Annotated in this window: 16 protein-coding genes; 5 read left to right on the top strand and 11 right to left on the bottom strand. The window is 60.6% G+C overall.

Going from position 1 to position 13,438, the window contains the following annotated elements:
* Nucleotides 1–50: 50 nt before the first annotated feature.
* From L1073_RS07810 to L1073_RS07840, 7 genes are read right to left on the bottom strand one after another with little or no spacing between them, the layout of a single operon-like run.
* On the bottom strand, nucleotides 51–707 hold the full coding sequence (locus L1073_RS07810; protein ID WP_246898190.1) for a hypothetical protein: 657 nt from the start codon (nucleotides 705–707) through the stop codon (nucleotides 51–53).
* Nucleotides 697–1,170 (bottom strand): hypothetical protein, encoded by a 474-nt coding sequence (locus L1073_RS07815; RefSeq protein WP_246898191.1) that lies wholly within the window; start codon nucleotides 1,168–1,170, stop codon nucleotides 697–699. The genes L1073_RS07810 and L1073_RS07815 overlap by 11 nt, the downstream gene beginning before the upstream one ends.
* Before the next feature lie 19 nt (nucleotides 1,171–1,189).
* Nucleotides 1,190–1,570, bottom strand: coding sequence for a hypothetical protein (locus tag L1073_RS07820; protein WP_246898193.1), 381 nt, complete (start codon nucleotides 1,568–1,570; stop codon nucleotides 1,190–1,192).
* Complete coding sequence (locus tag L1073_RS07825; RefSeq protein ID WP_246898194.1) at nucleotides 1,563–1,742, bottom strand: hypothetical protein; 180 nt, start codon at nucleotides 1,740–1,742, stop codon at nucleotides 1,563–1,565. Before L1073_RS07825 ends, L1073_RS07820 begins: the two co-directional genes overlap by 8 nt.
* Nucleotides 1,739–3,589, bottom strand: a complete 1,851-nt coding sequence (locus L1073_RS07830; RefSeq protein WP_246898195.1) for a replication endonuclease — start codon at nucleotides 3,587–3,589, stop codon at nucleotides 1,739–1,741. Before L1073_RS07830 ends, L1073_RS07825 begins: the two co-directional genes overlap by 4 nt.
* Nucleotides 3,586–3,768: a hypothetical protein gene (locus tag L1073_RS07835; protein WP_246898197.1), complete on the bottom strand. Its 183-nt coding sequence runs from the start codon at nucleotides 3,766–3,768 to the stop codon at nucleotides 3,586–3,588. Before L1073_RS07835 ends, L1073_RS07830 begins: the two co-directional genes overlap by 4 nt.
* Nucleotides 3,765–4,073, bottom strand: a complete 309-nt coding sequence (locus L1073_RS07840; protein ID WP_246898199.1) for a hypothetical protein — start codon at nucleotides 4,071–4,073, stop codon at nucleotides 3,765–3,767. The genes L1073_RS07835 and L1073_RS07840 overlap by 4 nt, the downstream gene beginning before the upstream one ends.
* 198 nt (nucleotides 4,074–4,271) lie before the next feature.
* On the opposite strand from L1073_RS07840, the gene L1073_RS07845 reads away from it, so the two are divergent.
* Complete coding sequence (locus tag L1073_RS07845; RefSeq protein ID WP_246898201.1) at nucleotides 4,272–4,610, top strand: hypothetical protein; 339 nt, start codon at nucleotides 4,272–4,274, stop codon at nucleotides 4,608–4,610.
* Between the two features lie 178 nt (nucleotides 4,611–4,788).
* Here L1073_RS07845 and L1073_RS07850 read toward each other — a convergent pair whose 3' ends face one another.
* From L1073_RS07850 to gorA, 4 genes are all read right to left on the bottom strand, one after another.
* Nucleotides 4,789–5,184 carry an ectoine synthase gene (locus L1073_RS07850; protein ID WP_246898202.1) on the bottom strand — a complete coding sequence of 132 codons (396 nt, stop codon included), beginning with the start codon at nucleotides 5,182–5,184 and terminating at the stop codon, nucleotides 4,789–4,791.
* A gap of 115 nt (nucleotides 5,185–5,299) precedes the next feature.
* Entirely contained in the window at nucleotides 5,300–6,571 is a 1,272-nt protein-coding gene (gene ectB / locus L1073_RS07855; RefSeq protein ID WP_246898204.1) for a diaminobutyrate--2-oxoglutarate transaminase, read from the bottom strand.
* Between the two features lie 20 nt (nucleotides 6,572–6,591).
* On the bottom strand, nucleotides 6,592–7,170 hold the full coding sequence (ectA, locus tag L1073_RS07860; RefSeq protein WP_246898206.1) for a diaminobutyrate acetyltransferase: 579 nt from the start codon (nucleotides 7,168–7,170) through the stop codon (nucleotides 6,592–6,594).
* A gap of 288 nt (nucleotides 7,171–7,458) precedes the next feature.
* The gene (gene gorA / locus L1073_RS07865; protein WP_246898208.1) at nucleotides 7,459–8,823 is read right to left on the bottom strand and encodes a glutathione-disulfide reductase; all 1,365 of its coding nucleotides are present in this window, start codon (nucleotides 8,821–8,823) and stop codon (nucleotides 7,459–7,461) included.
* A gap of 129 nt (nucleotides 8,824–8,952) precedes the next feature.
* On the opposite strand from gorA, the gene can reads away from it, so the two are divergent.
* The 4 genes from can (at nucleotide 8,953) to L1073_RS07885 (ending at nucleotide 13,435) form a co-directional block, all read left to right on the top strand.
* Entirely contained in the window at nucleotides 8,953–9,591 is a 639-nt protein-coding gene (gene can, locus L1073_RS07870; protein WP_246898210.1) for a carbonate dehydratase, read from the top strand.
* 148 nt (nucleotides 9,592–9,739) lie between these two features.
* The gene (locus L1073_RS07875; RefSeq protein WP_246898212.1) at nucleotides 9,740–11,326 is read left to right on the top strand and encodes an ABC transporter substrate-binding protein; all 1,587 of its coding nucleotides are present in this window, start codon (nucleotides 9,740–9,742) and stop codon (nucleotides 11,324–11,326) included.
* Nucleotides 11,327–11,447: 121 nt separating this feature from the next.
* The gene (locus L1073_RS07880; protein ID WP_246898214.1) at nucleotides 11,448–12,497 is read left to right on the top strand and encodes an ABC transporter permease; all 1,050 of its coding nucleotides are present in this window, start codon (nucleotides 11,448–11,450) and stop codon (nucleotides 12,495–12,497) included.
* Nucleotides 12,494–13,435, top strand: coding sequence for an ABC transporter permease (locus L1073_RS07885; protein WP_246898216.1), 942 nt, complete (start codon nucleotides 12,494–12,496; stop codon nucleotides 13,433–13,435). The genes L1073_RS07880 and L1073_RS07885 overlap by 4 nt, the downstream gene beginning before the upstream one ends.
* Nucleotides 13,436–13,438 lie beyond the last annotated feature (3 nt).

Here is a 13,438-nt window from a genome sequence, read left to right on the forward strand (position 1 = left end):
CGGGTGGCAACGGGGGCAAGATCCAACAGCATTCGCTCAAAAGACCAGCGTCATTCGCTCAGTTCGGTCAAAATCCGGCGCTGTCCCTCGAATGTGAGGCGGTGCCAGGTGATGTCAGGGCCGCGCTTGCACAGGTAGTGCAGGGGCTCGACGGCTGCCAGGCGCTGCTCGCTGACGGCGGCGAGGCGTGACATGCGGGGAATGTCGGTGGCCTCCTGCCGTCCGATCCAATACTCGGCGGCTTGCGTGTAGACCGTTTTGCTAATTTCGGTCCCGCGCTGGCTCGCCATGGTTAGCCCGCCGTTGTATTTGCGCGCGCGGCGGATCAGCTCGCCGAATTTCGGCGTCGCTTTGCCCGCGCTGGGCGACACGTCGGCCAGTTCCTCGATCAATATCTCGGTCGGCGTTCGGCCATCGAGCGCGGTGAACACTAAGGCGCACCACCATTCCCACGTTTTGAGGTCGATGGCCCCGGCCCATAGCAGCCGGAACGGTCGCCCCGACGACACGCCCCGCGCCACGGCGCGGGCAAACTGGGCGCGGTTATCGAAATGGTGGCCGTCGTGGTCTTCGTCCGGGTCCCAGCCGATCAGGCGGATGCCCCGCGCCGGGATGACGGCGCGGATGAGCTGGCTTTTCCCGGCCCCGGTCGCCCCCAACACCAGCCGGTGCCGGTTGGGTAACGAGGTGTCGGGATTAAACGCCATGCGCGGCCCCCTGGGCCTGCCCCGCGTCGTCCTCGGCCTCGCGTTCCTGGGCCTTGGCGGCATCCTCGGCGCGGCGCTGACGGTACGCGCCGACCATCACGCCGCCGATCCAGAGCCCGGCGCTCAGGTAGTGCATGTATGGGCGCAGCCATTCGGGGATCTCGCCGGAAAAGTCCCGCGCGATGGGCATCATCACGTCTTCGCCCTGGGTGCGGCTCTCGCGGTCGAGGCTATGACCGGGATGGATGAGGCTCGCGGCCACCTCGACGCCCTGCACCGCCATTTTTGCGATGGCCTGGGCCTGTTGCTCCTGGGCCTCGGCGTCTTCCCACTCCCCGGCCTGGGCCTGCTCGGCGGCATCCTCGGCGCGGGCCTGCGCGGCCTCGTCGGTTTCGGCCTCGGCGGCGAGTTGTTCCAGGGCGTTAGCCGCGTCGTCTTGTTCGTGCGTTGCTTGCATGGTCATCGGTCGGTCTCCGGTCGGTTTATCGGGTGGCGAGGAAGGCGCCCACGCCCAGCGCGCCGAGTAGCAACACGCCCACGCCCCGCGCGGGGCTCGGTCGCCCGCTCGGTTGCGGCTCGCTCGGCGTGTCGGTCTCGGGCTCGGGCTCGTTGGGGTCAAATTCGGCGGGCGTCGGTCGCTCGGTGTCGTCGGGCACGTTGGCCGGGCGGATGGGCTGCACCCCGGTCGCCCACTGCGTCTCACGCCATAGGCGCTTTTGAATGGTCGCGCCGGTCGGCTGGCTCAGGCCGCAATCTGTGCATTGCCAGTACAGGTGCCCGCCCCGGCGCTTGGATTGGCGCACCTCGGCCCCCTCGGTGCCGCATGTCGGGCACGTCACGGTGCCTAGCGTGGGATTACTCATGGGGTGCGGCCTCCCGTGCCAGCTCGCGGCGCGTCAGCTCGTCGGCGATCTCGGCCATCATCAGCGCCGCCGCTTTGAATTGAGCGGCGGCGAGCATGGGCGATAGCCCCGCGACGGCGTCGCATTTCGCGCGTAGCTGGGCGCGTTTGTATTCCAGTTCCCGGTTGGTCATGCGGTCAGTACCTCGGCGGCTTCATCTAGTGTGATTTTCCCGTTGGCGAGCCATTGGCGGACAATGTCCTCGCCCTCTCGTATTGATTGCAGACGGTGGCGCTCGGCCTGGGCGGCGGCGATGCGCTGGGCTGATTCGTGGCGGTATTGCTCGGCGTCGTGCGCGATCTGCAAACGCAGTCGGCGGACGTTTTCGGGATCGGGGGCCGGATTCATGCGGCGGAATGATTCAGTTACGTGCCATTCCCAATCATTGAGCGGGTCGCGATGCGGTGCCGCGTCGGGGGGCGTACAGTTATTGACACCAGTCCAAGCGGCGGCGGAGCCGCCGACACCCAACTTCTCAAAATCAAACCCGGCGTCGCTCGGCTTGCGCTCGACGGTCCAGCGATAAAGCCGGGTCAGGTATTCGGCGGTGCCGACCTGACTACTGACGGCCACGCCGTAGGTCGCCGGTACCGGATCGCCATAGCGCCCGGTATCGTCCAGCTTCTCGAAGCGCCACGGGCGCGCTGGTTGATCGTCACGTTTGGTCATGGGACCGCCCATTAGGCGCAGGAACTCGGCCCATTGGTTGCCCAGGCACGCGCGGCGTAGCTCGCCCAGGATCGCCGCCGCCTCGGGCTCGGGCCGCGTCGCTTGCTCCCATGCCTCTACGTCGGCGTCGGTTGTCAGGCGGCGCAGCTCGCGCCACACGCCCACCGATGGCAGGCCGTAGAACTGAAACTGACGAATCCCCCAGGTTGCGGCCCATGCCTCGATTCGCGGCGCACTGCTGGTCAGGTCATGGCCGTAATGGTCGAGATGATCGCCCTCGACCTCGCCCCGGACGTGCTGCTTGCCGTTGATGTTCTTGCAAATGTATTTCGCGACGTAGCCCGCCGCGCTGCCCCGCGCCGGGTCGATGCGCACCGGCTTGAAGCGCTTTTGCTCGCGATCCTTCGCCTTGGCGTCACTGTCGCCGGGACGCCGGTCTATTTCGTGCGGCGAGTCGGCCAGCGCGTAGCGACGAAGAATGGCGGTGATGGCCGGTTCGTCGGCGGGCTCGCACCACAGCAACAGGTGCCAGTGCGGGCACCCGTCGTGATGCGGCTCGACGACGCGGATGCCGTAGAAGCCCAGGCCGTCGCGCCCGAATTTCGCGCGGGCCTTGTTCCATAGTTTGGTTAGGTAGGCTTGCGCCTCGCGGGGGGTGCTGCCGTCGTAATGCCGATTGACACGCGCGGTGCCCTTGATGACGGCATGAAACCGGCTCGGGCATGTGAGGGTGTAGAACATCCCCACATGCCCCAGGCGATTAGCCTCGTCCTCGGTGTCTGCGAGCCGCAACATCAGTTCGGCGCGGCGATGATCGGGATTCGCTAGCCCCAGTTCGGCTAGCTCGGCCAGGGTGTACTCCTGCGCGTGCTGATTCGTGGCGACCAGTCCGGCGAGCAATTCCCGGTTGCGGTGCTGCTGGGCGCGGCGTTGGCTCAATCCCTGATGACTGACGTAGATACCGGCGCGGTCATGCACGCGCCCTAGCACGCGTTCGCGCTGTTCGAGGCGGCGAGCATTGAGGCGGCGCAACTGGCGACGCCACCACAGCGGGCACGCCATGCGTGCGAGCCCGCCCCGGTGGCCGTAACCGGTGGGCGCGTCTAGCTGATGCCGCTCGACGCGCCGCGCGGCACGCTGATAGGCGTACACATCGTCCCCCAGGCTCGCGGCTTCCGTCGCCACGGCGCGTGCCTGTGCGCTGGCGTGGCTGGTTAGGGCGTCGTCGTCGGTGGTGCAGTACCAGGGGCCGCAGCGGCGCAGCGAGTCGGCGAGCACCTGGCGATCAATGGCGGCGGCGTGGGTGGTCATGCGGTGCCCCGCTCGATCTCGTCGGCGAGCGATTCCAGCCGCTCGGCCATTCTGATGAGCCGCCCAGCCTCCCCGCCATCGTCGTAATATACGTCTGCTGCCGTTCGCCGACTCCCCCGCGCCGAGGCCCGTAGACGTTCCACGGTGGCGTCGATCTCGTAATCGGCGATGGTCTTCATGCCTCACCCCCGATGATGCCGTTTGCGCTGGCGTCGGCTTCGATCTCGTCGGCGAGCTGGCTCAGTCGCGTCGATAACTCGGCGTACCAGTAGCCCAGGCCGGTACCGGCGTAGACGTGCAGCGCATCGCGGAAGAAATCGGCGCGGGCGCGCAGTTGGTCCACGGTGTCGCGGGTGCGGCTGTTGGTTATGCGGTCACGCCCGGCAGCGTCGTGAAGTGCGCTGCGTAGGCGATCAAAGGCAGGGGGAGTATCAATCCCAGGACTGGAAACGGCTTCAACATTTAGGCCCTGTGCGTTTTGCATAGCGTTCTCCATCGGCTTATCGCTGACGGGAAACGCTGGGGAGCTACCCCAGCGCCGGGCCGTTGGCCCTGTTCAGCGATGGAACGGAGAAACCATAGTCTGAGCCCTCTTTACTAATCAACAGGCGCTGTATCATCGCCCTCCTGTTGAATAGCAGTCTATGATGCATGGGAACGCAACATTCCCAGGGAATTGACTATGACCACTATGGAACTGCTCGAACGCCTGAAAACCGCCAATGACGGGGCCTCGGACTATCGGATAGCCCAGATTTTGGCCGTCAAGCCCCAAACGGTCTCTCACTGGAAAAACGGACGCGGAACCATGGGGGATGAAGTGGGAATTCGGGCCGCTGAGGCGTTGGGATTGGACCCGGTAAAAGTGATTGTTGACCTGCATATTGAGCGCGAGGAAGGGAACCCGACGTTCTCGGTTTGGAAGGCGCTCGGGAAGCGATTGGAGATGGCCGCACTCCCCGCCGTGGCGGGCTTCGTGGGTTATTTAGCAAGTGCCGGTTTGCAGCATCCGCTAATATGATTCCTTATATATTATGCGAACCTGAGGCATAATCAACACGGCTACGATCCACAGCGCCTGTCACTGCCTCTTAATGCTATCAATGTCGACGTCCTCGGCAGTTTTACCTCAACTCACGCACAAAAGAAAACGCTGCCTCATCCGGCAGCGTTTTCGCGGTCGAACTAGACGCTAGCGCTTATTCGTCGAGCGGCGCGTAGGATCCGTCTTCACGATGCACTTCACGCCCGGTCAAGGCGGGATTGAATGTGCATACCACGGTCATGCCTTTTTCCTTGCCACGCAGCAAGTGCTCATCGTGTTGATCGAGTAGATACATATCGCCGGCTTTGATGGGATGAATCTTGCCATCGGCCAGCGTCTCGACTTCACCTTCACCTTCGTAGCAAAACACGGCTTCAAAGTGATGCTTGTAGTGAATGTGAGTCTCGGTGCCCGGATGAATGCGGGTAATGTTGAACGAGAAACCGACGTTGTCGTCGGCCAGCACCAAGCGCGTGCTATCCCAGTTGCCGTTGTCGGCTTCGACGAAGCGCTCGGTCTTGCGACACTCTTCCAGGTTACGAACGATCATGTAGCGCAATCCTCCATGGTGCTCAATAAAGGGCCCGCAATCTCGCGGGCCGCATCCTCAGTCCACTGTAACGCATGTGACGATAACAACTTTAGTGGACTAACGAATAATACGCTCAGGCTTGACTGAAGACTTCCTTGACGCTGCGTTCAAGGATATCCAGACCTTCATTGAGATCTTCGTCGGAGATGGTCAGCGGGCACAGGCATTTGACGACCTGGCCGGAGTGCCCTGACGTCTCGATGATCAAACCGTTCTTGAAGGCCTGAGCGGTGATCTTGTCGGCCATATCGCCGTCGACGACATCCAGACCGCGCATCAGGCCACGACCACGTTCGCTGGCGTCATGCCCTTGCTCGGTCATGAAGGTGGCGATTTTCTGGAAGCGCTCTTCGACGATACCGCCTTTACGCTGAACGTCACGCTCGAAGGCATCGTCGCTCCAGAAGTGACGCATGGCGGCGGCGGCGGTCACGAGCGCAAGGCTGAACCCACGGAACGTGCCGTTGTATTGGCCGGGTTTCCAGATATCCAGCTCCGGGCGCATCAGCACGTGAGCGAACGGCAGTCCGTAGCCTGATAGCGATTTGGAGTTGGTGACGATGTCCGGCGTGATATCAGCATGCTCGAAGCTGAAGAACTTGCCGGTACGACCGCAGCCGGCCTGGATGTCATCGATGATCAGCAGGATGTCGTGAGCGCGGCAGATTTTCTCGAGGCGTTGTAGCCACGGAATGCTGGCCGGATTGATACCGCCCTCGCCCTGCACCGTTTCGACGATCACGGCGGCGGGAATATCGAGACCGCTGGAGTTGTCGCCCAGCAGCTTTTCGAAATAGCCCAGGGTGTCGGTGCCTTCGCCCATGTAGCCATCGAAGGGCATGAAGCTACCACCCTGCATCGGGATGCCGCCGGTGGCTTCACGGAATTTGCGGTTACCGGTGGTGGCCAGCGCCCCCATGGTGACGCCATGGAAACCGTTGGTGAAGGCGACGATGTTATGGCGCCCTTTGGCATTGCGGGCGATACGAATCGCGGCTTCCACGGCATTGGTACCGGTCGGCCCCGGTAGTTGAACCTTGTAGTTCAGCCCACGCGGCTTGAGGATCACCTCTTCGAGGGTTTCCAGATACTCACGTTTGGCCTTGCTCCACATGTCGAGGCCGTGAACGATGCCGTCGGAGGCGATGTAATCCACCAGCGCCTGCTTGATGTGGGGATTGTTGTGACCGTAATTCAGCGTGCCGGCGCCCGCGAGAAAGTCGATGTACTGCTTACCGTCTTCAGAGTGCAGACGGGCACCCTTGGCTTCGGTGAAAACGGTGGGAAACGAACGCGAATAGGTCCGAACTTCAGACTCCATACGTTCGAGAATCTCAGTCTGCATAGATTGCCTCTTTAAGCGGGTCAAATTCGTTGCGGCTCGAACGGGCCGATTCGGACGAGATTTTCCGGATCGTGCTCGCCACCCAGCTGCCCCGTGGAAAAATACTCACGGCTGTTCAGCGGTGCCTGCCAACGATCGGCAAGGCGCTTGAACAGCCCCCACGATGCCTCATTATCGGGTGTGATGGTAGTTTCGAGATGGCGGACACCACTCATCCCCGAGCGCATCAGCACGGCTTCGACGAGACGCCGTGCCAAGCCCGTTCCGCGGGCTTTCTCACCCACGGCCACTTGCCACAGGAAATAGGTATCCAGGGCGTTGCGTTTTACGTAGCCGGAGACGAAACCGACGATCTCCCCTCCTTCGTCCGTGGCCACGGCACAGGTATCGCGAAACTGCGTCGCGAGCAATAAATAGGCGTATCCCGAGTTGACATCCAAGGGAGGACACGCCTTGACGAGCTCGTAGATCCCCCATCCATCGTCGGTCGTGGGCTTGCGGATAAAAAGAGTCTTCTGTGCACTGCCAATCACGGTGTCGGCGACGCTCGGACGCGCTAGATCGGCGGAAGGCGTGAAGTTCTCGGTCGTGGGTGTCATATCCATTTTCGCTAATGGCGAATGTGTTCGCAATAATAACAGCGGCTTATGTATTGATCAAATGACTGATTATCGTCATGTCGCTATCACATAAAAATACATTATAGACTGATGGGCGACTATGGAATGCGTCACTACCCTGACGTTTATGTAACCACGACTGCTCTTAGTCTAGTCAATCATGATTGATTCGTATGCATGCGTTGCGTAGAGAGATCCCTTTGTCGAATAGCAACGCAAACGGGCCACCGATGTGGCCCGTCTGCTATCCGAAACTGCATCATATCGCTAGCGACGTGACAAGGAGCGCATCGTGACAAACTCCTCGGCACTGGTGGGGTGAATGCCCACCGTGGCGTCAAAGTCGGTCTTGGTCAGGCGTGCGCGTACGGCGATGGCGATCCCCTGGATGAGTTCACCAGCATCGTCACCCACCATGTGGGCGCCGACTACACGGTCGGTCATGTCGTCGACGACCAGCTTCATCAGGCAACGTTCCTGACTACCCGAGAGTGTGTGCTTCATGGGACGGAAGTCGGTGCGATAGATGCGCACCCCACCCTCGCACTGTTCGCGAGCTTCTTCTTCGCTGAGGCCGACGGTACCGATATTGGGATGACAGAACACTGCCGTGGCGATGTCCTGGTAATCCAGCGGGCGCGGTGGCGTATCGCCATAATGGTGCTGGACGAGGTGCATGGCCTCGGCAAGCGCCACGGGCGTGAGCTCGGGGCCCCCGGTCACGTCGCCCAGGGCGAGGATCGACGGCTCCGAGGTCTGATAACGCTCGTCGACTTTCACGGTGCCATTGGGATTGAGCGCGATATCCAGCTCGTCGAGCCCCAGGCCGGTAAGGTTCGGGCGGCGTCCGGTGGCCGCCAGCACGACATCCACTTCCAGCGTTTCGCCGTTGGTCAGACTGACGCGATAGACATCGCCGACCGGCTCGATACGCTCGATGGTGGTTTCGAAGTGTAGGTTGACGCCCTTCTTCTGCATCTCGTCGCGGGTGAACTCACGCACTTCACGGTCGAAGCCGCGCAGGAACAACTCGCCGCGATAGACCAGGTGCGCGTCGCTGCCGAGCCCATTGAAGATACTGGCGAACTCGACCGCGATATAACCACCGCCAAGCACCAGGAAGCGCTCGGGAAAGGTCTCCAGGTCGAAGACGCGATTGGAGTCCACGGCGTGTTCCGCACCTTCGATATCGGGAATCCACGGCCAACCGCCGGTCGCTACCAGGATCTTCTCGGCGGAGACCGTTTCGCCGTTGATCTCGATGCTGTGCGGGCTGGTGATGCGGGCGCGACCATTGATCAACGTGACGTCGGCGCCTTCGAGCAAACGCCCGTAGATACCGTTGAGGCGCTTGATCTCCTCAATCTTGTTGTCGCGCAACGTCGCCCAGTCAAAGCGTGGCGCCTCGGGCAGCGTCCAACCGAAGCCGGCGCTATCCTCGAAGGCATCATGGAAATGTGCCGCATAGGAATACAGTTTCTTGGGCACACACCCGACATTCACACAGGTGCCGCCCAGATAGCGGTCCTCGGCGATGGCCACGCGTGCACCTGTGGCGGCTGCCGTGCGTGCGGCGCGTACGCCACCGGAGCCCGCGCCGATGACAAATAGGTCGTAGTCGTACTGAGCCACGTCGTTCTCCTGACTTTTCGATGGTGAAGATGATAACAGTCCGGGGAACGCTCAGGGAGGGGCCTGATTGACGCTTGCTAGCTGAGAAGGTAAAAGTTGCTTGAATACCCCCTGCATGAAGAGAATTACATGAGCGATATCAAGAAGCTGTTGGAACAGAATCGCCAATGGGCCGCTGGTGTACGCGAGCGTGACCCGGACTTCTTCGAGCGCTTGTCGCATCAGCAGAATCCCGATTATCTGTGGATAGGGTGCTCGGACAGTCGCGTGCCAGCGAATCAGATCATCGACTTGCCGCCGGGCGAAGTATTCGTGCATCGCAACGTGGCCAATCTGCTGTATCACAATGACATGAATGCGTTGTCGGTGGTGCAATTCGCGGTCGATGTACTGCAGGTCGAACACATCATGGTGGTTGGTCACTATGGCTGCGGTGGCGTGCGGGCCGCGATCGCCGACGGCGATAACGGCATGATCGATTACTGGCTGCATAGCGTTCGTGAATTGTACAGCGTCAACCGTGAGGCGTTGGAGCCGTTGTCGTTCGACGAGAAGGTCGATCGGATGTGCGAACTCAACGTGCGCGCGCAAGTCGCCAATCTATGCCGTACCAAGGTCGTGCAGCGTGCCTGGCAGCGGGGACAGCAGCTCTCGGTGCATGGTTGGGTCTATGGCTTGTCCGACGGCTGTGTAACCGATCTCGAGTGTACGGTATCGCAACTCGACGAAGCTTCGCACATTCATCGCTTCGACCGCGTCGCGCGCTGATATCGAGCACGCGTTGGAAGCTCTCAGGACGGTGTTATTCATCTGACGAATGGCGACCATCAAGATTTCGATTGTCGTCTTCCTACAAAGCTCTTTATGTTGAAGCTGACGATTCTCGTCGCATAACAATACACAATAGGGCTTCAACATGATCGACAAGAAGACTCTCCTGGCCTCGTTGCTCGGCGCTTCCGTCGTGCTTCCACTGCCAGCGCTGGGGCAAGACGAATCCAGCGATAGCGATCCCGTGACATTACGCATGGCCTACGATGCCGACCCGGTGTCGTTGGATATCCATGAACAGCTTTCCGGCGGCATCCTTCAGCTTTCGCATCTGACTCACGACCCCCTCGTGCGTTGGACGAAAGACGTCAAGTTCGAACCGCGTCTGGCGACGGACTGGGAGCGCATCGACGACAAGACGATGCGCTTCACGTTGCGTGATGGCGTCAAGTTCCATACCGGTAACGACTTCACGGCCAAGGATGTGGTCTGGACCATCAACCGCCTGAAGCGCAGCGGCGATTTCAAGGCGATCTTCGATCCTATCGCCTCGGCCACCGCCATCGACGAGCACACCGTCGAGATCAAGACGCATAGGCCCTACCCGCTCGTTCTCAATCTCGCGACTTATATCTTCCCCATGGATAGCGAGTACTACTCCGGCGAGACGGAAGACGGCGATCCCAAGGACGAAATCGTCAAGAATGGCGATTCCTTCGCATCGCGGCACTCTTCGGGTACTGGCCCTTACGAGGTCGTGTCGCGTCAACAAGGCGTCAAGGTCGAGTTCGAGCGCTTCGATGATTACTGGGACAAGGATTCCCCGGGCAATGTCGACCGTCTCGTGCTGACACCGATCGGCGAGAACGCCACCCGCGTATCGGCGCTGCTTTCGGGCGATGTCGATTTTATCGCCCCCGTGCCGCCCAATGATCTGGAACGTGTCAAAGCCGACAAGAATGTCGAGCTGACCACCATGTCAGGGACGCGCATCATTCTGATGCAGCTCAACCAGAAGCGTGTGGAAGCGTTCGAGGACCCGCGTGTCCGCCAGGCCTTCAACTACGCGGTCAATCAGCAAGCTATCGCCGACCGTCTGATGAAAGGCTTTGCGACCCCCGCGGCGCAACTCTCGCCCAAGGGCTACGACGGTTACAACGATAGCCTGGAACCACGCTACGACGTCGAGAAAGCCAAGGAGCTGATGAAGGAAGCGGGCTACGAAGATGGCTTCTCGGTCACCATGATGGCGCCCAACAACCGCTATGTGAACGACGCCAAGATCTCCCAAGCGGTGGCCACGATGTTGTCGCGCATCAATGTCGACGTAGACCTCAAGACCTTGCCCAAGGCGCAGTACTGGGGGGAATTCGACGATCGCGCCGCCGATATCATGATGATCGGTTGGCATGCCGACACCGAAGACTCCGCCAACTTGTATCAGTACCTCACCGAGTGCCCGGACGCCGAAACAGGGGCTGGCCAGTACAACGCGGCCAACTACTGCAACCCGGAAATCGACGAGAAAGTCGCGCAGGCGAATGTCGAGACCGATCGTGACAAGCGCGCAGAGATGCTGCAGGCGGTCGAGAAGGCGCTGTATGACGACGCCGCCTTCATGCCGTTGCACTGGCAGGATCTTGCTTGGGCGGCGAAGAAAAACGTCAAGCTCGAGCCCGTGGTCAACGTCATGAACTTCCCGTATCTCGGGGATCTCGTAGTCGAGCAGTAAGGGCGCGACCATGCAATGCCGCCATCGGGCGGCATTGCCCTACTCCCATCCACGCTGTTTCTCCGGCCCGGCCCACTCTGAGCATGGGTCGGAGATGCCCGTTTAACAGGACACGCCACCCATGATCGCTTTTCTGATCAAGCGACTGATGCATGCCTTCGTGGTCATGTTCGTCATCAGCGTTATCAGTTTCGCCATACAGAGCAATCTGGGCGATCCCATCCAGCAGATGGTGGGACAGTCCGTGCCGGAGAGCCAGCGGGCCGAACTGCGAGAAGAGCTGGGGCTCAACGACTCCTTCCTCGTGCAGTACGGCCGCTTCGCGGCCAACGCCCTGCAAGGTGATTTTGGTTACTCGTACTTTTTCAACGAGCCGACGACAGAGGTTATTCAGCGCCATTTACCGGCGACACTGGAACTGGTGATTGCCGCGACACTGATCATCGTGGTGTTCTCGGTGCCCATCGGGGTCTACTGTGCCATACGTCCGCGATCGGCCCTGTCACGCTTTTTCATGAGCGTGTCCATCATCGGTATTTCGATCCCCGTCTTCCTGACGGCCATCATGTTGATTCAACTCTTCGCGATCGGCGTCGACTTCTCACCGTTTCCGGTGGAGACGGGATGGGGACAGTGGCTCAACGGTGTGCTGTCCACCGAAGGCGGAATGCCGTCATACGGGCGCGGCAACAACTTGACGCATCTCTTCGGCACCTGGGATAGCAACTTCTTCTCCCTCGATGGCCTGACATATCTGGTGCTGCCCGCCGTTTCGTTGGCGTCGATCATGCTGCCGCTGTTTATTCGTCTGATACGTGCCGAAATGCTCGAGGTCCTGCAGTCGGAATACGTCAAGTTCGCCACGGCCAAGGGAATCTCGCTCAAGCGCATCTATTTCGTGCATGCGCTCAAGAACACCATGTTGCCGGTCATTACCGTCGGCGGCGTTCAACTCGGCACCATGGTGGCCTACACCATCCTGACCGAGACCGTCTTCCAGTGGCCGGGCATGGGACTCATGTTCCTCGAAGCCATCCAGCGCTCGGATATTCCGCTCATCGTCACCTACCTGATGATTGTCGGCTTGATCTTCGTGGTCACCAACACGCTAGTTGATCTGATCTACGGGCTGGTCAATCCGACCGTGAAACTGACAGGGAAGCCGGCATGACGACAACGACTGCAATAACGCCTTCCCGCTGGAAGCGTTTCCGTAATTCTTACCTGGTCTACAGCTTCAAGCGTGACTGGATCGCGCAATTCTGTCTGGCCATTTTCCTGTGCATCCTTTTGGGAGCGGTGTGCGCGCCCTGGCTCGCGCCGATGAACCCCTACGATCTCACCCAGATCAATATCCTCAACTCCGAGCTTCCTCCCATATGGGTCGACGGGGCTGACGCTCTTTTCCCCTTGGGTACTGATGCCCAGGGGCGTGATCTGCTGTCGACCATTCTCTATGGCGCGCGCGTCTCGCTGATCATCGGTTTCGGGGCGGTGATGCTCCAGGCACTTATCGGCGTCACCGTGGGGCTGTTGGCGGGCTACCTGGGCGGCCGAATCGATGCATTTCTGATGCGCCTTGCCGACATCCAGCTATCGTTCTCGACGCTGATGGTCGCCATCATCGTCGGGGCATTGATCAAGGCCGTCTTTGGGGGTGCCGTGTATAGCGATTACGCCGTCTGGCTGCTGGTGTTGATCATCGGGCTTGCCGAATGGCCGCAATACGCCCGCACGGTACGGGCATCGGTACTCGCCGAGCGTTCCAAGGAATACGTGGATGCTGCCCGGGTCATGGGGTATCGCGACCGGCGCATCATGTTTCGCCACATTCTGCCCAACACGCTCTCGCCGATTTTCGTCATCTCCACCGTCCAGATCGCCAACGCCATCATCTCCGAGGCCGCCCTTTCCTTTCTGGGGCTGGGCATGCCGGAAACCCAGCCTTCTCTGGGCTCATTGATCAAGTCCGGCTTTGATTATCTGCAGTCCGGGTCCTGGTGGATCACCTTGATCCCCGGCGCGGTCCTCGTGGTGCTGGTACTGGTGGTCAACTTGCTTGGCGACTGGCTGCGCGACGTCATGAACCCTCGGCTCTACAAGGGGTAACGC

Origin of the sequence: Chromohalobacter nigrandesensis (genome assembly GCF_023061285.1) — a bacterium.
Taxonomy (GTDB): domain Bacteria; phylum Pseudomonadota; class Gammaproteobacteria; order Pseudomonadales; family Halomonadaceae; genus Chromohalobacter; species Chromohalobacter nigrandesensis.